This window comes from Pseudomonas oryzihabitans (genome assembly GCF_014522265.1).
In the GTDB taxonomy this organism is placed as follows: domain Bacteria; phylum Pseudomonadota; class Gammaproteobacteria; order Pseudomonadales; family Pseudomonadaceae; genus Chryseomonas; species Chryseomonas aestiva.
In genome coordinates, this window is record NZ_CP017024.1 from 745,988 (window position 1) to 764,816 (window position 18,829).

Genomic DNA, 18,829 nt, shown 5'->3' on the forward strand with positions numbered 1-18,829 from the left:
CGAGATGAACCGTAGCAAACTCTGTCTCGCCATCATGGCGGCCAGCCTGGGCCCCGGCCTGGTATGGGCCGACGGCACCGCCGAACGCGACGTGGGCACCATCGGTGTCCAGGGCAACACCACCCAGGGCGGCGGCTACCTGGCCCCGGAGCAGAGCGCCAAGTCGCGCTCCAGCCTGACCCGCGAGGCGATGGACAAGCAGACCGCTACCGCCAACGCCATCGATCGCCTGCAATACACGCCCGGCCTGCACGTCAGCAGCAACGACGCCAGCGGTATTTCCGGTTTCAACTTCACCATGCGCGGACTCAATTCCAGCGAGATCGGGGTCTCGGTGGATGGCATGCCGCTCAACGACTCCGGCAGCTACAAGGTCTACGCCAACCTGCTGGGCGATCCGGAAAACCTGGACCAGATCTTTGTCACCCAGGGCTCCTCGGAACTGGACGGCCCGCACATCGGCTCCAGCGGCGGCAACATAGGCTTCACCACAGTCCGTCCAACAAAGGACAGCGACGTCTTGGTCAAGCAGGCGGTAGGCAACAATGGCCTGACCAAGACCTTCGCCCGGCTCAACACCGGCGAATTCAACGGCTTCAGCAACTGGCTGTCGGCCTCTCATACCGAGGGCGAACTCTGGCGTGGCAAGGGTGCGGTGCGTGCCGACCGGGTCGAATTCAACAGCTTCTTCGACCAGGGCAACGGCAATACCGGCAACCTGATCCTCAAGTACTACCGGCAGGACAACGACAGCTACACCAAGCTGACCAAGGCCCAGTTCCAGCAGGGGGGCCGTAGCTACACGCCGGCGCCAGACAACCCGGTACTGGGCAGCAACGGCAAGATCGCCCGCTACTACGAGTTCAGCAAGAACCCCTTCGAGAACTTCAGCGCCATCTTCAACGGCCACCTGCAGTTGCAGGACAATCTGGCGCTCAGCTTCAACCCCTATTTCTACTGGGGCGACGGCAGCGGCAATGGCTACTTCAGCAGCGCGCTGAATCGCAATTCCAGCCGCAATGGCGTCTATGACCTGAGCAACCTGAACAGCGCCGCCGGTTATGCCGCCGATGGCACGCCCAACTCCGGCGTCTACTACCGGCCCTCGCGCACCCAGACCTGGCGCCCAGGCGTGACCACCAAGCTGACCTGGGACGTGAATGACGCCCACAGCCTGCAATTCGGCTACTGGTTCGAATATGCCCGGCAATCGCAGACCCAGCCCTATATCCCGATCGATGCGGCGGGCAAGGCAGATGACAACTTCTGGCCGGATGCCCGCAGCGTGGTGGACGCTCGCGGCAACCGGATCCAGGGCCGCGACCGCTACACCGAAACCCCGGCGCACAAACTCTGGGTGCAGGACACCTGGACCCTGAGCCCGGACTGGACCCTGAACGTCGGCACTGCCTACCAAAAGGTGGAGCGCAAGGCCGACAACCATGGCGATCTTGGCAGCCTGCCCTTCGAGCGCTCGCGCAGCTACGACGCCTTCCTGCCCAGCGCCGGGCTGAGCTACCAGCTCGATGCGCAGAATCAGCTGTTCTACAACGTCAACCGCAACATGCGGGTGCCGGCCAACTACGTGCTGTACGACAGCAGCCCGGACTCCCTCAACCTGCGACCGGAATTCAGCTGGAACCAGGAACTGGGCTGGCGCCAGCAGCGCGAGACCATGGCCTTCTCGGCAAGCCTGTTCTTCCTCAAGTTCAAGGATCGCCAGGCCTCGAGCAAGGACATCAACGGCGACAGCCTCAGCTTCAACGGTGGCGACGTCGACAACAGCGGCCTGGAGCTGGCCTGGAGCGGCCTACTGCCCCACCATTTCAACTACTACACCTCCTACACCTATACCCGCTCGATCCAGCAGGACGACCTGCCGGTCTATAACAAGGGGCAGCGCATCGAGCTGCCTACCAAGGGCAAGCAATTCGCCAACGTGCCGCGCACCATGCTGGCCGCCAATATCGGTTATGACGACGGCCGCTACTACGGCACCTTCGGCGGCAAGTACAGCAGCAAGCTCTATGGCGATCTGACCAACGACGAGAGCGTGTCGGGCGCCACGGTCTTCAACCTGGGTGCCGGCGTCTACCTGCCCACCGACAAACGCTTCCTCAAGGACGCCACCCTGCGGCTGAACGTCGACAACCTGTTCGACAAGAGGTACCTGGACGACGTCGACAGCGTGCAGACCAATGCCGTTGCCTACCAGGGCTATGCCGGTAGCAGCCCGACCTACAACGTCGCCATGGAACGCACCGTGACCGTTTCCCTGGAAGGCCATTTCTGATCCCGGAGCCCCGCATGAATACCCAACTCCTGCACGACGCCACCTTCTACATCCTCTATGGCTGCATCGCCCTGGCGCTGTTCATTGCCATCGAGCGTGGCCTGTTCTTCGCCTACACCCGTCGCCAGGCCAGGCACCTGGCCGAGGCCCTGATCCAGCGCGAGGTGCAGCAGAGCGGTCGGCTGCCAGCCGCCCTGGCCGAGCGACCCGGTCTGCCGGTCAACATGATCGAGCCGATCCTGGCCCAGCGCGGCCGGCTCGATCACCAGGCGCTGGAAGATCTGGTCGATACCCAGTACCTGGCCACCCGGGCACCCCTGGCGCGCAGCCTGTGGATCATCGAGACCATCACCACCGCCGCTCCGCTGCTGGGCCTGCTCGGTACCATCCTCGGCATCATCGACACCTTCAAGGCACTGGCCTCGGCCGGGGTGTCCGATCCGGGGCAGATCTCCGGTGGCATCGGCACGGCGCTGTTCGCCACCGGCCTGGGCATCGCCGTGGCTCTGCTTTGCGTGGTCTTCCATAATTTCTTCCAGGACCGCCAGGAGCGCATCAACGAACAGCTCAAGATCGTGCTGATCCGGGCACGTGGCGCCGCCAGCTCGCCTACCCAGGCCGAGCTGGCTGAAGACCTGTCGCCCACGCGGCTCCGTCAGGCTTGAGTCGAAGTCCTCGCGGCGCGCCGCGAGGACGCCCTACGCTGCTGCCGGAGGACCGCCATGCTGCCGCAACCCAGCCTGCTCACCGAACGCCTGGCGCTACGTCCCTGCAGCGAGCGGGACGTACCTGCCCTGGTGACTCTGGCCGGCGACCCGCGTATCGCCGCCACCACCGGTACCCTGCCCCATCCCTACACCGAGGCGATCGCCCACCAGTGGCTCGCCACCCATGCACCGGGCTGGTCCACAGGTAGCCAAGCCCACTTCGCCATCGTCGACCGGACGCGCGACGATCTGCGCGGCGTTATCTCGCTGCGCCGCGATGGCCAGGATACGGCCAATATCGGCTACTGGATTGGCGTGCCCTCCTGGGGCCAGGGCCTGGCAACCGAAGCCTGCGCCGCCCTGATTGCCTTCGGCTTCGACCATTGGGCGCTGAGCGCCATCAACGGCCGCCACCTGCCAGAGAATCCCGCCTCGGGGCGCGTACTGCTCAAGAACGGCTTTACGCTGCAGGGACAGGTCCGCGCCCTGTTCCCCATCCGTGGTGGTGAGGAGAAGCTGGACAGCTACCAGCTCACCCGCGAGCGCTGGCTGGCTCGTCTGCTGGATTGAATTCCCGCGCGACGCCTGGGGTCCCTTCTGGATCGGCAGGCCAACCGCGGCCTGCGCCCCAAAGGAGAACGCTCATGCACGCCATACGCCTACGCAAACCCGGTGGTCTGGACCAGCTGGAAGCCTGCGAACTGCCTGATCCCGGGCAGCCGGGGGCTGGTGAGATCCGGGTGCGGATCAAGGCCAGCTCGCTGAATTTCCATGACCTGGGCGTGGTGCTGGGCAAGATGCCGACCGCCGATGGGCGCATTCCCATGTCCGATGGCGCCGGCGTGGTCGAGGCCGTGGGCGCCGGGGTCAGCGAGTTCGCCGTGGGCGATCACGTGGTCTCGACCTTCTTTCCCCACTGGCTGGATGGCGAGCCGCCCATCGATGACTTTTCCACGACCCCTGGCGATGGCGTCGACGGCTTCGCCTGCGAGGTGGTGGTACGCCCGGCCACGGCCTTCACCCTGGCGCCCAAGGGCTACAGCCATGCCGAGGCGGCGACCCTGACCACCGCCGGACTCACCGCCTGGCGCGCCCTGGTGGTGGATGGCGGACTCAAGGCCGGCGACAGCGTGCTGATCATGGGGACCGGCGGGGTGTCGATCTTCGCTCTGCAGATGGCCAAGGCCATGGGCGCCACGGTGATTGCCACCTCCTCCTCGGACGAGAAGCTGCAGCGCGCCTATGCCCTGGGCGCCGATCACCTGATCAATTATCGCGACGAACCGGAATGGGGTGCCAAGGTGCAGGCCATCACCGGCGGCCGTGGCGTCGACATCGTGGTGGAAGTGGGCGGCCCGGCGACCCTGGCGCAGTCGATCCAGGCCGCGCGTATCCATGGTCACCTGGCGCTGATCGGGGTGCTCACCGGCGTCGAGGGGCAAGTCCCCACGGCCAATCTGATGCGCCGCCATCAGCGGCTGCAGGGGCTGATCGTCGGCAGCCGTCGCCAGCAGCAGGAGATGATCAAGGCGCTGGAAGGCAACGGCATTAAGCCGGTCATCGATCGCAGTTATCCGCTAGACGAAATTGCCGCGGCCTTCGCCTTCCAGAAGGACGGCAGCCACTTCGGCAAGATCGTCCTGGAGTTCTAACAATGGTCAGACAAAAGCCGGACTGACGCCGGCAAGGCTCTGCTAGACTTCCGGAATCGTCTCGTCGCGTTCCGGAAGTCTCGATGACCTCGCCAGATCCCCTTCCCTATCTCGTCGTCATCGAAGACAACAGCCTGCTCGCCGAGCTGCTGAGCAACCATCTCGAAGACCGCCTCTGCTGGACCTGTCGGCAGTTCGACAATGCCGACGATGCCCTGGTGCATCTGCTCCAGCAGCAGCAGGCTCCCGGGCTGGTAATCACCGATCACCTGATGCCCGGCCAGCTGCGCGGCGGTGAATTGGCCGAAATGCTGCTCCAGCGCTGGCCCGCGCTGCCCATGGTCATCACCTCGGGCTATGGCTACGAGATCACCACGGCGCTGCCCCCGCAGGTGATCTTCCTGCAGAAGCCCTGGACGCTCGATGAGGTGGATTCGGCGGTACGCCTCGCACGCGCGCGTCAGGCGGGCGGTTAGACGCCCAGCTGGCCGCAGGCCTTCAGCAACTGGTCGATGGTCCAGGGCTTGGGCAGGAACAGCGCCCGGTCTTCGCGTTCGGCGTACTGCTGTCCGGTATAGCCGGACGACACCAGTATCGGCAACTGCGGAAAACGTTGGCGGACCTGTTTGGCCAGGGCGAGACCATCCAGCCGACCGGGCATGCGCACGTCGGTGAAGAGGAGATCAGGCGGCAGCGGGTCGGCTTCGAACCAGCACCAGGCGGCATCGGCGGTGTCGAACGACTGGACGGCATAACCCTCCATCTCGAACACCTCCGTCGCCAGCGATCGCAGTACAGGATCGTCCTCGACCACCAGCACAGTGGTAACGGCTGCGGAAGAAACTACATCGGTCATGGCAACGCTACTTCATTAGTACGACTAAATAGACCGAAATTACTCGAATTGGATCACAACCCTCGGATGGACGGCTGGCCGCTTGGTACCGGCACTTGTCTGATGCCGTAACGGCTACTTAATTCCCTGCCTGTCGGAAAAAGGTGCTGGCAGATCGCTAGCCGGCGCCCGACTCTCTTACTCTAAGGCTCTTGCTGGACGTCATTGGCGTCCGCTTCCGCTGCCCACGCGCTTGAAAGATCCCATGGCTGAATCCGCTCCCTCCTACGCTGAACTCCAGGCCGAAGTCCGCCGCCTCCGCGCCGCGCTCGACCAGTGCACCGCGCTGCCACCCCAGGACGCCCAGCGGCGCCTGGCGATCTTCGATGGCGCCATCGATTTCGCCATGGTCGTACTGGATCCGGCCGGGGTCATCACCGACTGGAACACCGGCGCCGAGCGCCTGCTGGGCTGGACCGCCACGGAGATCCGCGGCGCCCCGGCAGAGTGCTTCTTCACCCCGGAAGACAACCGGAACGGCCGGGCCGCGCTGGAAATGCGGCTGGCGCTGCAGGACGGTCGCGCCGAAGACGAACGCTGGCACCTGCGACGCGACGGCACCCGCTTCTGGGCCAGCGGCGAGATGCATCCGCTGCACGACGACGCCGGCCGCCATACCGGCTTCGTCAAGATCCTGCGCGACCGCACCCCCCAGCACCTGGCCGGCGAGGCCCTGCGTGACAGCCAGCGCCACGTCGGCGAGGTGCAGCGGCAACTGGCGGAGAGCGAGCGCTACTGGCGCGGCCTGTTCGAGCAACTGGACGAGGGCTTCATCCTTGGCACCATCCTGCGTGATGACCAGGGCCATGGCCGGGACTGGCGCTATGACCAGGTCAACCGCGCCTGGTGCACCCACTTCGGCCTGAGCGCGGAACAGACGATCGGCCAGACAGCCCGCACCCTGTTTCCCGAACTCGAAGACCTCTGGGTGGAGGATTTCACCCGGGTGGTAGATACCGGCCAGTCGTTCAGTTACGTGCGGCAATTCCAGTTCAACGGCCGCTGGTACGAAGGCCATGCGCACAAGGCTGGCCCGGACAGCTTTCTGGTGCTGTTCCTGGATGTCACCGAGCGCGAGCAGGCCGCCCAGGCCACCCGTGACGAAGAGCGCTATCGCCGCGCCCTGGCGGAGTTGGGCGAAGGCTTCAGCCAGCTGAACGACATCGAGGCGGTCACCGAACTCGCCTGCACCGCCCTGGGCACCATCCTGAATGCCCATCTGGTGGGCTACGGTCTGGTGGACGCCGAGACCGAGACCATCACCGTGGAACGCGACTGGACGATCCCGGGCGCCCGCAGCCTGATGGGCACGCTGAATTTTCGCGACTACGGCAGCTACAGCGAGGCCTTCAAGCGCGGCGAAACCGTGGTGATCGAGGACGTGCAGCAAGACCCTCGTACCCGTGACAACCTCGCGGCCCTGCAACGCCTGGAGACCCGCGCCCTCGTCAACCTGCCGCTGTTCGAGCACGGCAACCTGGTGGCCCTGCTCTATGTCTGTTCCAGTCAGCCGCGGCGCTGGACGCCGGCCGAGCTGCAGTTCATACGCGAGGTCGCCAATCGCACCCGCTCGGCCACGGCGCGACTGACCGCGGAACGTGCCTTGCGCGACAGCGAACTCAATCTGCGCCTGGTGGCCGACACCCTGCCCTGCCTGATCGCCTTCGTCGATCGCGACCTGATCTATCGCTTCGCCAATATCGAGGCGCCCAAGTGGTTCAGGGACGCGCCGCAGAGCATCCTGGGCCGCAGCATGGCCGAGGTGTTCGCGCCGGAACTGTTCGCCGCCCGGCGTCCGGCCATCCAGGCCGCCCTGGACGGTACCCCGGCGCGACTGGACCTGCCGTGGGCCTGGCCGGATGGCCGCCGGCGCATCGCCGACATCCACTACCGCCCACGGCGCGATGCGCGCGGTGCGGTGGACGGCTTCTATGTCTTCGCCCAGGACGTCACCATCCAGCGCGACGCCCAGGCGCTGATCCAGGCGCAGAATCTCAGCCTCAGCCAGGAGGTCCAGGCCCGTACCGCCGAGCGCGACCGGCTCTGGGCGCTCAGCGAAGACCTGCTGCTCACCGCCGACTTCACCGGGCAGCTCCTGCGGGTGAGTCCGTCCTGGTCGCGCGGCCTGGGCTATTCCGAGGCCGAGTTGCTCAGCCGCCCTTACACCGAACTCATCCATCCCGATGATCTGCCCGGCGTGCTGATGGCGCTGGACGAACTGCGCCGCAGCGGCCTGCCGGCGCGGGTGGAGAATCGCGTCCAGGCGGCGGACGGCAGCTGGCGCTGGCTGTCCTGGACGCTGTCGATGGACACCGAACAGGATCGCCTCACCGGCGCCGGGCGCGACATCACCCGGGAAAAGGACGCCGCGGAAACCCAGGCGCTGCTGGAAGAGCAGTTGCGCCAGTCGCAGAAGATGGAAGCGGTCGGCCAACTCACCGGCGGCCTGGCCCACGACTTCAACAACCTGCTCGCCGGTATCGTCGGCAGTCTGGACCTGCTCACGGTGCGCATCGGCCAGGGTCGGCTGAACAATCTCGAGCGCTACACCACCGCCGCCCAGGGCGCCGCCATTCGCGCCGCCGCCCTGACCCACCGGCTGCTGGCCTTTTCCCGCCGGCAGACGCTGGACCCCAAGCCCACCGACGTCAATCGCCTGGTGGCCGGCATGGAAGACCTGATCCGCCGCACGGTGGGGCCGGCGATCCAGATCGAGGTGGTGGCCAGCAGCGAGCTGTGGTCGACCCTGGTCGATCCGCCGCAGCTGGAAAACGCCCTGCTCAATCTCTGCATCAACGCCCGCGACGCCATGCCCGAGGGCGGCCGGATCTTCATCGAGACCGCCAATCGGGCGCTGGATGCGCGCATGGGCCGGGTCCGCGACCTGGACCCGGGCGACTACATCGCCCTCTCGGTGACCGACAACGGCTGCGGCATGCCGCCCGAGGTGATTGCCAAGGCCTTCGACCCCTTCTTCACCACCAAGCCGATCGGGGTGGGCACCGGGCTGGGCCTGTCGATGATCTACGGCTTCGTGCGCCAGTCCGGCGGCCAGGCACGCATCCATTCCCAGGTCGATCAGGGCACCAGCGTCACCCTCTTCCTGCCGCGCCATCGCGAAGTGGCCACTGGCGTTGACCTCGCCGCCAGCCAGCCGACCCTGCCGCGCCAGGGCCACGGCGAAACGGTGCTGGTGGTGGATGACGAACCCACGGTGCGGATGCTGGTGGTGGAGGTGCTGGAAGAACTGGGCTACGCCGCCCTGGAAGCGGCGGATGCCAGCTCCGGGCTGCGCCTGCTGGAATCCGATGTGCGCATCGACCTGCTGATCAGCGATGTCGGCCTGCCTGGCGGGATGAACGGCCGGCAGATGGCCGATGCCGCCCGCCAGCGCCGCCCCGGACTCAAGGTGCTGTTCATCACCGGCTACGCCGAAAACGCCGTGGTCGGCAACGGCCACCTGGAGCCCGGCATGCACGTGATGACCAAGCCCTTCGCCATGGACGCCCTGGCGGTGCGCATTCGCGATCTGATCGTAGGGACCTGAGGGCCACTTTTGAGTGGGTCCACCCTCACCCCAGCCCTCTCCCGGAGGGAGAGGGGGCGGTTGGAATGCCCTGGGTGGATAAGGGTGCAGCCTTCCACGAATGGAGGCAGGCTTGCCCAGTGGAAAACACTGCGCGGTTTTCCACGCTACCGTGACGCGGCCAAGGTGCACGAGCCACAACCCCGCACCCGACTTAATCGCCCCCTCTCCCTCCGGGAGAGGGTTGGGGTGAGGGCGCTCCAGCACAGAGGCTTCGCCGCGCTCAACCCAACCTACCGGATCTCCGTCGGTACCCGCACCCAGCCTTCCATCAGGCGGCGGGCGCTGCGGCTCATGCTGGCCTTTTCCACCTGCCAGATACCAGCGACCTCGCGGGCCTGGGCGCCGACCGCCACGGTGCCGGCGGTGTGCGCTATCCGTACCTGGCGACCGCCCAGGTCGCCGGTCAGGGCATGAACCAGGGTCCCGGGTAGCGCCGCGGCCACCGCCACGGCGACCGCGCCGGTACCGGGGATGGCGTGATGCAGACTGCCCATGGAGATCATCCGCGCGATGACATCGAGTTCCTCGGCCTGCACCTGCTTGCCCCCGGCCACCCGGTAGGTCTGGGGCGCGGCGACCAGGCACAGCTTGGGCGTATGCGGGCGTTCCGCCGTCGCCTGGGCAGCCGTGGCGGCCAGGCCCATGGCGACCGCGCCCGCAGCGCGCAGGGCTTCCAGGCGCGCCAGCAGCGCCGCATCGCCGTTGATCTGCGCCTGGGTCTCGGTGCCGCTGAGACCCAGGGTCTCCGCCCGCACGAAAATGGTGGGATTGCCGGCATTGAGCAGGGTCACCGGCAGTCGGCCCAGCTCCGGAACATAGAGTTCGTCAACGGCTCGCCCGGTGGGCAGCACGCTGCCATCGGTACCGGTGGGATCGAGAAAATCGAGCACCACCTCGGCCGCCGGAAAGGCCACGCCGTCGAAGCGAAAATCGCCTTCTTCCTGCACCTCGCCATTGGCCATGGGGACATGGGCGAGAATGCGCTTGCCGAGATTGGCCTGCCAGATGCGTACCCTGGCCATGCCCTCGCGCGGCGCCTCGACCAGCCCCTCGCTGATGGCGAAGGGCCCGACGGCGGCGCTGAGATTGCCGCAGTTGCCCGACCAGTCGATCACCGGGGCCTCGATGGCCGGGGCGCCGAACAGGTAGTCGACGTCACAGTCCGGGCGGCTGGAGGGCGCGATCACCACCACCTTGCTGGTGCTGGAGGTGGCGCCGCCCATGCCGTCGATCTGCTTGCCGTAGGGATCGGGGCTGCCGATCACCCGCAGCAGCAGCGCATCGCGCGCCGGACCGGCCGGCGGCAGGTCGCGGGCATGGAAGAACACGCCCTTGCTGGAACCGCCGCGCATGTAGACGGCGGGAATACGCAGTTGCGGCATCTAAGGTCTCCGTCGGGGTGCCTAGGCGAGATAGCGCCCGAACCAGCCCAGGGTACGGTCCCAGGCCAGGCGCGCGGCGGCTTCGTCGTAGCGCGGGGTGGAATCGTTGTGGAAACCATGGTTGGTGCCGGCATAGCGATGCACCTCATAGGTCTTGCCAGCCGCCTTGAGCGCCGCTTCGTAGGCGGCAGCGCCCTCGTTGATGCGCGGATCGTTCTCGGCGTAATGGATCAGCAGCGGCGCCTTGATCGCGGCCACCTCCTCGGCGCGCGGCTGGCGACCATAGAAGGGCACGGCCGCAGCCAGTTCGGGATAGGCCACGGCGGCCGCATTGGCCACCCCGCCGCCGTAGCAGAAACCGGTGATGCCGACCTTGCCGGTGCTGAATTCGTGGCCCATCAGGGTTTCCACGGCGGCGAAGAAGTCGTTCATCAGTTTCTCGGGATCGACCTGCTGCTGCAGTTCGCGGCCCTTGTCGTCGTTGCCGGGATAGCCGCCCATGGAGGTGAGGCCGTCCGGCGCCAGGGCCAGATAGCCGGCCTTGGCCAGGCGTCGGGCGACGTCTTCGATATAGGGATTGAGGCCGCGATTCTCGTGGACCACAACCACCGCTGGCACCTTGCCGCTGGCCTTGGCCGGGCGCACCAGATAACCGCGGACCCGACCATGCCCCTTGGGCGAGGGATAGTAGACGTATTCGGCGACGATATCCGGATCGGTGAACTCGACCTGGGTGGCCAGGGCATAGTTGGGCGTCAGGGCCGCCAGCACTCCGGTGGCCGACAGCCCCAGCACCGCGGCGCAGGCGCCGGCACGGTCGAGGAAGTCGCGACGGCTGATGCGACCGTGCACATAGAAGTCGTAGAGTTCGAGCAGTTCGGGCGAGAAATCCTTGGCGGTGAGGCGGGTCATCGCGGCGCTCCTCTGGCGGGAAACAAGGCATCCGGCCCGATTGGCCAGGCGCCCTGGGGGCTCCCGAGTGTGCCGCGAATCATCTGACTATGCCACTGCCCGTCTTAGCTGGAGACCTGCAATGCATGCAGCACGGCGATCAGCGCCTCGAAGCTGACCGGCTTGTTCAGATGCCGGTTGAAGCCCGCCGCCCGCGCCTTGTCGACGTCCAGCCGGGTGCCATAGCCGGACAGCGCCACCGCCGGGGTGCCGACGTTGCGATCGCCCGCCCGCACCTGGCGCAGGAATTCGTGGCCGTCCATCTCCGGCATGCCGATGTCGGAAAGGATGATGTCGAAATCCTGCGTCTGGGCCAGCAGCAGGCCCTGCCGGGAATCGGTGGCGGTAGTGACCCGCACGCCCTCCTCCTCCAGCAGCAGCTGCAGGGTCTCGACGATGTCGGGAGAGTCGTCCACCAGCAGGACCCGCAATCCGGCGATGGATTGGTCATCCGCGCGCGCCTCCGGCGCAAGCCGCCGCTCGTCCTCGCACAGGGGCAGCCAGACGCTGAAGCGCGCGCCCTGGTCGAGTCCGGCGGAATGGGCTTCGATGCGCCCGCCGTGGGCTTCCACCAGTTGTTTGACCAGTGCCAGGCCGATCCCAAGGCCGTGCTGGGCGCGGGCGGTGTACTTCATTTCCGCCTGGCCGAACATCTCGAACACCCGCGGCAGGAAGTCCGGCTCTATACCCTGGCCGGTATCGGTGACGTCCAGCCGGGCTTCAACGCCTTCGATCCCCAGGGCGATCTCCACCCGCCCACCGGCCGGGGTGAATTTGACGGCATTGTTGAGCAGATTCCAGACGATCTGGCCGACACGGGTCGCGTCCGCCTGCACAAACAGCGGCGCTTTCGGTAGCTGCAGGCTGCTGACCTCGACCTCACCCGCCAGCGGCCGGATCACCTCGACGATCTCGCGCAGCTGCTGCACCAGATCCAGGCTCTGGCGCTCCAGCTTGAGCTTGCCGGTACGGATACGCGACAGGTCGAGCAGGTCGTCGATGATCTGCGCCTGGCTGCGCACGGCGCGCTGGATGGCCTCGGTGGCACGCCGCGCCAGGGGCACGTCGCGCAGCACCGGCGAACGGGTCAGCAGCTCGCTGTTGAGCTGGATGAGATTGAGCGGGTGCTTGAGTTCGTGGGACATCACCGCGAAGAACTCGTCCTTGAGCTGCACCAGGGCGCGCTGCTGTGCCTGCTGATTGGCATTCTCGCTGGCACGGACGTGATCGGCGGTGGCGTCCCGGGCGATCTTGGCATAGCCGCGACCGCCCGAGGCATTGCTCATGCGACTGAGTACCCCGGTGCAATAGAGGCGGCTGCCATCCTTGCGCCTGAGCCAGCGTTCATCCTGAGCGGCGCCCTGCTCGTCGGCCTGGCGCAGCTCCGCTTCCGGAACCTGGGTGGCCAGGTCTTCCGGCGTGAAGATCAGGCCCATGGGCTGCCCCAGCGCCTCGCGTTCGCTATAGCCGAACAGCCGGGTGGCGCCCCCGTTCCAGCTGTTGATGATGCCGCCGGCATCCAGGGTGACGATGGCATAGTCATGGATGTTCTGCGCCATGAGGCGCATGTTTTCCTCGCCATCGCGGGCACGATCCTGAGCCTTGCGCCGCTCGGTGATGTCGATGAAGGTCAGCACCGCACCTTCGATGCGGTCCTCCGCGGTACGGTAGGGCAGCAACCGGGCCAGGTACCAGCGGTCATCGTGGCTGCGAACCTCCCGCTCGATCTGGCCGAGGGACTCGAAGACCTGATTGGCATCGGTGGCCAGCTCCGGATAGTCCAGGCGATGGGTGATGTCGAGCAGCGAGCGGCCGGTATCGCTGACGATGATGTTGAAGATGCTGGCGGCGCGCGGCGTGAATCGCTTGATGCGCATGCCCCGGTCGACGAACACCGTGGCGATGTCGGTGGAGGTGATGAGGTTCTGCAGATCGTCGTTGATCTTGCCGGTTTCCTCGATCTTGGACTTGAGCTCGTAGTTGACGGTGATCAGCTCTTCGTTGATCGACTGCAACTCTTCCTTGCTGGTCTCCAGCTCCTCGGTGGCCGAGCGCAATTCCTCGTTGATCGCCTGCAGCTCTTCGTTGGAGGCCTTGAGCTCCTCGGTGGAGGTCTCGGACTGCTCGATGGTCAGCTGCAGCTGCTCCTTGGTGCGCTGCAACTCGGCTTCCAGCTGGGTGAGGACGCTGTCCTTGGCTTCGACGTGATCGCTGACGGAATCGGCGCTCATGACATCTTCGACTTCATCGAAGAGCACCAGCAGGTAGTCGGTGTTGGTGTCGCTGTCGCGGAACGGCCGCACCACCATGTTGATGTAGTAGCTGCGGTCGTCGCGCTGGATATGCACGCGTCGCGCCTCGACGCTCTTGTTGCTCTGCAGCGCCTGAAACAGGGCGGTACGCAGCTCCAGGCGCAACTCCTCCAGCACCAGCGCCGGCAGGCTGTAGCTGGGCTCGCCGCCGACGTACCTCAGGAAGCGCCCGGCCCGCTCGGAGAGGTGCACGATGTTGGATTCGCGATCAACGATGATGCTTGGCGGGGCATATTGCTCCAGCACCCGCTGATGCACCTCGGCAAAGGACACCTTGTTGCGCCGACCGACCTGGTGCGGTGGCAGGCGCACGCTGTGCACACCCGGATTGAGATTGAGCAGCGGCGTGGGACGCACCACGCTGGTCGTGTGCTTGGCCCGATAGATGCGGTTCTTCTTGTCGACCGTGGCGAACAGGCTGCTCTGCACATCGGCCGACTCGGAACTGCCGAGAAACAGGTAGCCACCCGGCTTGAGGGCGAAATGGAAGGTGTGCAGGATCTCGGCCTGCACCTCGCGATCCAGATAGATCAGCAGATTGCGGCAGCTAATGAGATCGAGCCGGGAAAACGGCGGATCGCTGAGCAGGTTGTGCTGGGCGAACAGCACCTTCTCGCGCAGCTCCTTTTTCACCCGGTACTGATTCTGCTCCCTGAGCAGGTGCTGGCGCAGCCGGGCGGGGGCGACGTCGGTGACGATGGAACCGGGATAGACGCCATAGCGCGCCATCGCCAGGGCGTGCTCGTCGAGATCGGTGGCAAAGACCTGCAGGCGCGCGTCCGACTGGCGCAACTCGGCCTGCTCGGTCAGCAGCATGGCCAGCGAATAGGCCTCCTCACCGCTGGAGCAGGCGGCGCTCCACACCCGCAGCTCCTGATCCTCCCCGGCCGGCAGGTGCTCGAATAATTCCGGAATGACGTCGCGTTCCAGGGCCTCGAAGGCCTCGCGGTCGCGGAAGAAATTGGTCACGCCGATGAGCATGTCCTTGAGCAGCGCCGGTGTCTCTTCCGGATGATCATGGAGAAAACCGGCATAGGCCGGCATGTCGGCGATGGCGTTCACCTGCATGCGCCGCTCCACCCGGCGCAATACCGTGGCGGTCTTGTATTGCTTGAAGTTGTGCCCGGTACGGGTGCGCAGCAGGGTGAGGATGTCGCGCAGCGCCAGTTGCATGGCCTTGCTCGACGGACCTGGAATCCGGGCTTCGAGATCGAGCTGGTGCAACTCGCCCTGGCTCAGGGTACTGAGGGTGGCGGCCAGCTCCAGCAGCTTTTGCGGCATCTCCACCACCGGCAGGACGAAGTCCACCACGCCGGCGGTGATGGCGCTCTTGGGCATGGAATCGAATTCGGCATCTTCCGGCGCCTGGGCGAGGGTCACCCCGCCCTGCTCCTTGATACGCCCCAGGCCCACCGAGCCATCGGCACCATTGCCAGACAGGACGATGGCGACGGCATGGGTCTTGTGCACGTCGGCCAGGGCGCGAAAGAATAGGTCTACGGCGACATGATCGCCCTGGGGACGCTCCGCCGGAGCCAGTCGCAGGTAACCGTCGTTCATGGTCAGATCGGAGCCGGGCGGGATCACATAGACGTGCTCGGCCTGGATGGGCACCGGCTGGGTGACCTGCTGCACCGGCAAGCGGGTCACCCGCTGCAGGATCTCGTCGAGATGACTCTGGTGCTCCCGCGACAGGTGCATCACCACCACGAAGGCCATGCCGCAATCGGCCGGCAGGGCTTCGAAGAAATGCAGCAGCGCCTGGATACCCCCGGCAGAGGCCCCAATCCCCACCACCGGAAACGGCAGGTCGCTGGGGGTCAGGTTCCTGGAGTTGTTGGGTCGGGCCACATCCGCCTGGTCGCTCATCTATCCGCCGTCTGCACATCCACAAGAAATCGTGATCGCCGCGTCCGCACCGATCCTGGCACGCCACCTATCCTTCCCACGGAAAAGACCTGTCGCCGGCCGGAGTATAACGAGCCCAGGCCGGGAGAGCGGGCATCATCCAGCAGTGAGACTGACCGGCGGCCGCACCGCCTAACTGAGACTGGCGCGTGCAGGGCAAGTGCGAGCGCAACGCGGGAAAGCCTGGGTGAGACGGTCTTATGGAGGATTCGCAGCGCTTGTCCTCGCCGCCGAGCCGCGTGGACGAGGCCTTGCCGTCATCCACCCTACCCTGGACCCACCACCCTGCGTCGAACCCGCCATTCGCACCGTGCCGCCCCCTCTCCCGCCTGCGGGAGAGGGTTGGGGTGAGAATGTTCCAGCCTGAGCGATTGGCCACTCCGGGAAGCCCGCGTGGATGAGGCCTTGCCGTCATCCACCCTACCCTGGACCCGCCACCCTGCGGAGAAACCGCCATCCGCACCGTGCCGCCCCCTCTCCCGCCTGCGGGAGAGGGTTGGGGTGAGGGTGTTCCAGGCTGAGCGCTTGGCCACGCCGGGAAGCTCGCGTGGATGAGGCCAGGCCGTCATCCACCCTAAACCGCTCCCACTCCAGACCGCGCTAGAACAACCCCATCTGCCGATCCAGCAACCGATCGAAGCGGTCGCCGACGAAGGGCAGGATGGCGTCGGCCACCGGCGCCAGCTGGCGCTGCACATAGTGGTCGTAGTCCGGCGGCGCATGGGGCAGCTCGACCGGTTCGGCGCCCGCGGTGGTGATCAGGTAGCTGATCCAGCCGCCGCGGCGAAAGCGGCTGCGGCGTCCCAGGCGGGCGTTTTCCGCCTCCAGCAGCCGCGCCGCGCGGACCTGCGGCGAGAGGTTGCTCTGGTACTCCTCCAGCGGCCGGCGCAGGCGCTTGCGATAGACCAGCAGGTCTTCGAAGTCGCCGGCGCGGGTCTGGGCGACGAAGTCACGCACATAGTCCTCGTGGGGCTCGCCGGTGAAGATGCGCAGATACAGCTCGCGCTGGAAGCGCTGGGCCAGCGGCGACCAGTCGCTGCGCACCGTCTCCAGGCCCTTGAACACCAGTTCCGGCTGACCCTCGGCACCCGGTCGCAGCCCGGCGTATCTTTTCTTGCTGCCCTCCTCCGCGCCGCGGATGGTGGGCATGAGAAAGCGGCTGAAGTGGGTCTCGTACTGCAGCTCCAGGTGGCTTTCCAGTCCCAGCTCGGTCTGCAGCTGCGCGCGCCAGTGGGCATTGACCGCCGCCACCAGGTCGCGACCGATGCGCTCGGCCTCGGCTTCGGCATGGGCAGCCCCGAGCCAGACGAAGGTGGAGTCGGTGTCGCCATAGATCACCCGATGACCACGCGCCTCGATCAGCTCGCGGGTCTGGTGCATCACGGCGTGGCCGCGCAGGGTGATGGACGAGGCCAGGCGGTGATCGAAGAAGCGGCAGTGCGGGGTGCCCAGCACGCCATAGAAGCTGTTCATGATGATCTTCAGCGCCTGGGCCAGGGGTGCGTTGCCGGCGCGCTTGGCGGCGTCGCGCCCCTCCCAGACCCGCGCCACCATCTCCGGCAGGCAGTGCCGGGTGCGATGGAAGCGCGCGCCGCGAAAGCCCGGTACCGTCTCGTCCTCGGGCAGCGCCAGGCCCTCCACCAGGCCCACCGGATCGATGAGAAAGGTGCGGATCAGCGAGGGATAGAGGCTTTTGTAGTCCAGCACCAGCACCGAGTCGTAGAGCCCGGGCCGGGAATCCATGACGAAGCCGCCGGGGCTGCCTTCGGGCGGCTGGGCGCCGAGATTGGGCGCGACGAAACCCTGGCGGTGCATCAGCGGCAGATAGAGGTGGTAGAAGGCGGCGATGGAGGCGCCATGACGCTCCAGCGGCAGACCGGTGACACTGGCGCGCTCCAGCAGGAAGCGCAGCAGCCCGGTCTTGGCGAAGATCCGTGTGACCAGTTCGCAATCCACCAGGTTGTAGCGCGCCAGGGCGCTCTTCTCGCCGGCGAACATGCGGTTGATGGAGGCCATGCGGTCGTGGGGATTGTCGATGGCCTTGCCCTCGCCCAGCAGGCTGCGGCTGACATTCTCCAGGCTATAGGAGGGAAACACCCAGGTCGCCGACTTGAGCGCCTCCACCCCGTCGATGATCGGCCGTCCGGCCAGCAGGGCGTGGAAGGGCCGGCCCTGGCCGCCGGGTTCGTAGCGATCGTCCTCGGCGGCGCCCCGGCCCAGGTGCAGCGGCACATCCAGTTTGCGCGCGTGCTCGTGAAGCACGCGGATGTCGAACTGCAGCACGCTCCAGCCGATGATGACGTCAGGATCATGGCGCGCCATCCAGGCGTTGAGGCGTTCGAGCAGAGTGGCGCGGTCGGCGACGTATTCCAGGTCGAAGTCCACCGCGGCGTCTTCGCCGGTGGGGGGCCGAGCATGTACACCTGGCGCTGGCCGCAGCCGTGCAGGCCGATGCTGTAGAGCTCGCCGCGCTCGCTGGTCTCGATGTCCAGCGACAGGGTGCGCAGCGTGGGGCGATAGTCGGGATCCGGCCGCAAGGGCGCGCCGTCGGCGGTGGGCAGCGTCACCGGCGCGGTGATGAAGCGCTCCATGAGGAAGCGATCCGCCGGGGCGATGTCCGTCTCGTAGACCTCGATGCCGGCGGCGGGGAGCCGCTGCTCCAGTTCGCGCAGGGTGCGATAGCGCGGCGCATAGAGCCCCAGGACGGGGCGCCGCTGGAAGTCCTGCAGCGCCAGCTCGCGGATCTCCACCCCGGCCGGCAGCAGGCGCTCGATGTCCGCCCGTCGCGCGGCCGGGGCGAAGGCCACCGCCTGCTGCCCCGGCACTCGCAGCTGGTGCGGACCGCTGTCGGTGGCGAACCAGAACACCAGCTCCATCCCGGTGGAAGTCTCGCGCCAGAGGCGTGTCAGCAAGAAACCCTGGACGGCGGCCAAAGCAATGGCGCTCCTCGACATGGATGAAGGGCCCATTCTCGCAAGGCCAGCCGATACCGGCGACCTCGACGTGCCAGATGGTCCGCTCGTCGCCCCCGCCGAACGGCCTGTGTCCTGTGGCGATGATCTTGCATCGAATGCCCACACCCGTCGTAGAGCCGACTTGTCGGCTTTTGGGCGCACCCTTGGTTATAGCTGTCAGGCCGT

General features: G+C 66.5%; 10 protein-coding genes and 1 pseudogene. 6 read left to right on the plus strand and 5 right to left on the minus strand.

The features are described 5' to 3' along the window. The first annotated feature begins 4 nt into the window (after positions 1-4). From BGI51_RS03505 to BGI51_RS03525, 5 genes are all read left to right on the plus strand, one after another. Entirely contained in the window at positions 5-2,293 is a 2,289-nt protein-coding gene (locus tag BGI51_RS03505; RefSeq protein WP_187980328.1) for a TonB-dependent receptor family protein, read from the plus strand. Between the two features lie 14 nt (positions 2,294-2,307). Then, entirely contained in the window at positions 2,308-2,958 is a 651-nt protein-coding gene (locus BGI51_RS03510; protein WP_187980329.1) for a MotA/TolQ/ExbB proton channel family protein, read from the plus strand. A gap of 57 nt (positions 2,959-3,015) precedes the next feature. After that, positions 3,016-3,570 carry a GNAT family N-acetyltransferase gene (locus BGI51_RS03515; RefSeq protein ID WP_187980330.1) on the plus strand — a complete coding sequence of 185 codons (555 nt, stop codon included), beginning with the start codon at positions 3,016-3,018 and terminating at the stop codon, positions 3,568-3,570. Positions 3,571-3,644: 74 nt separating this feature from the next. Further along, complete coding sequence (locus BGI51_RS03520; RefSeq protein WP_187980331.1) at positions 3,645-4,652, plus strand: zinc-dependent alcohol dehydrogenase family protein; 1,008 nt, start codon at positions 3,645-3,647, stop codon at positions 4,650-4,652. Between the two features lie 83 nt (positions 4,653-4,735). After that, the gene (locus BGI51_RS03525) at positions 4,736-5,128 is read left to right on the plus strand and encodes a response regulator (protein ID WP_187980332.1); all 393 of its coding nucleotides are present in this window, start codon (positions 4,736-4,738) and stop codon (positions 5,126-5,128) included. Here BGI51_RS03525 and BGI51_RS03530 read toward each other — a convergent pair. After that, the gene (locus BGI51_RS03530; protein ID WP_051226123.1) at positions 5,125-5,508 is read right to left on the minus strand and encodes a response regulator; all 384 of its coding nucleotides are present in this window, start codon (positions 5,506-5,508) and stop codon (positions 5,125-5,127) included. The two genes, BGI51_RS03525 and BGI51_RS03530, sit on opposite strands and share 4 nt — an antisense overlap. A 244-nt stretch (positions 5,509-5,752) precedes the next feature. Here BGI51_RS03530 and BGI51_RS03535 point away from each other — a divergent pair, with 244 nt between their 5' ends. Then, on the plus strand, positions 5,753-9,094 hold the full coding sequence (locus BGI51_RS03535) for a PAS domain S-box protein (RefSeq protein ID WP_187980333.1): 3,342 nt from the start codon (positions 5,753-5,755) through the stop codon (positions 9,092-9,094). Positions 9,095-9,366: 272 nt separating this feature from the next. Here the strand turns inward: BGI51_RS03535 and prpF are convergent, their stop codons facing one another. The 4 genes and pseudogenes from prpF to BGI51_RS03555 all read right to left on the minus strand — a co-directional run bounded on the left by prpF (position 9,367) and on the right by BGI51_RS03555 (position 18,643). After that, the gene (gene prpF / locus BGI51_RS03540; RefSeq protein WP_187980334.1) at positions 9,367-10,518 is read right to left on the minus strand and encodes a 2-methylaconitate cis-trans isomerase PrpF; all 1,152 of its coding nucleotides are present in this window, start codon (positions 10,516-10,518) and stop codon (positions 9,367-9,369) included. A gap of 21 nt (positions 10,519-10,539) precedes the next feature. Continuing rightward, positions 10,540-11,430 carry a YghX family hydrolase gene (yghX, locus tag BGI51_RS03545; protein ID WP_133861411.1) on the minus strand — a complete coding sequence of 297 codons (891 nt, stop codon included), beginning with the start codon at positions 11,428-11,430 and terminating at the stop codon, positions 10,540-10,542. 104 nt (positions 11,431-11,534) lie between these two features. Beyond that, positions 11,535-15,650: a CheR family methyltransferase gene (locus BGI51_RS03550; RefSeq protein WP_187980335.1), complete on the minus strand. Its 4,116-nt coding sequence runs from the start codon at positions 15,648-15,650 to the stop codon at positions 11,535-11,537. Positions 15,651-16,289: 639 nt separating this feature from the next. Further along, positions 16,290-18,643: pseudogene (locus tag BGI51_RS03555) on the minus strand (DNA polymerase II). Between the last annotated feature and the right edge of the window lie 186 nt (positions 18,644-18,829).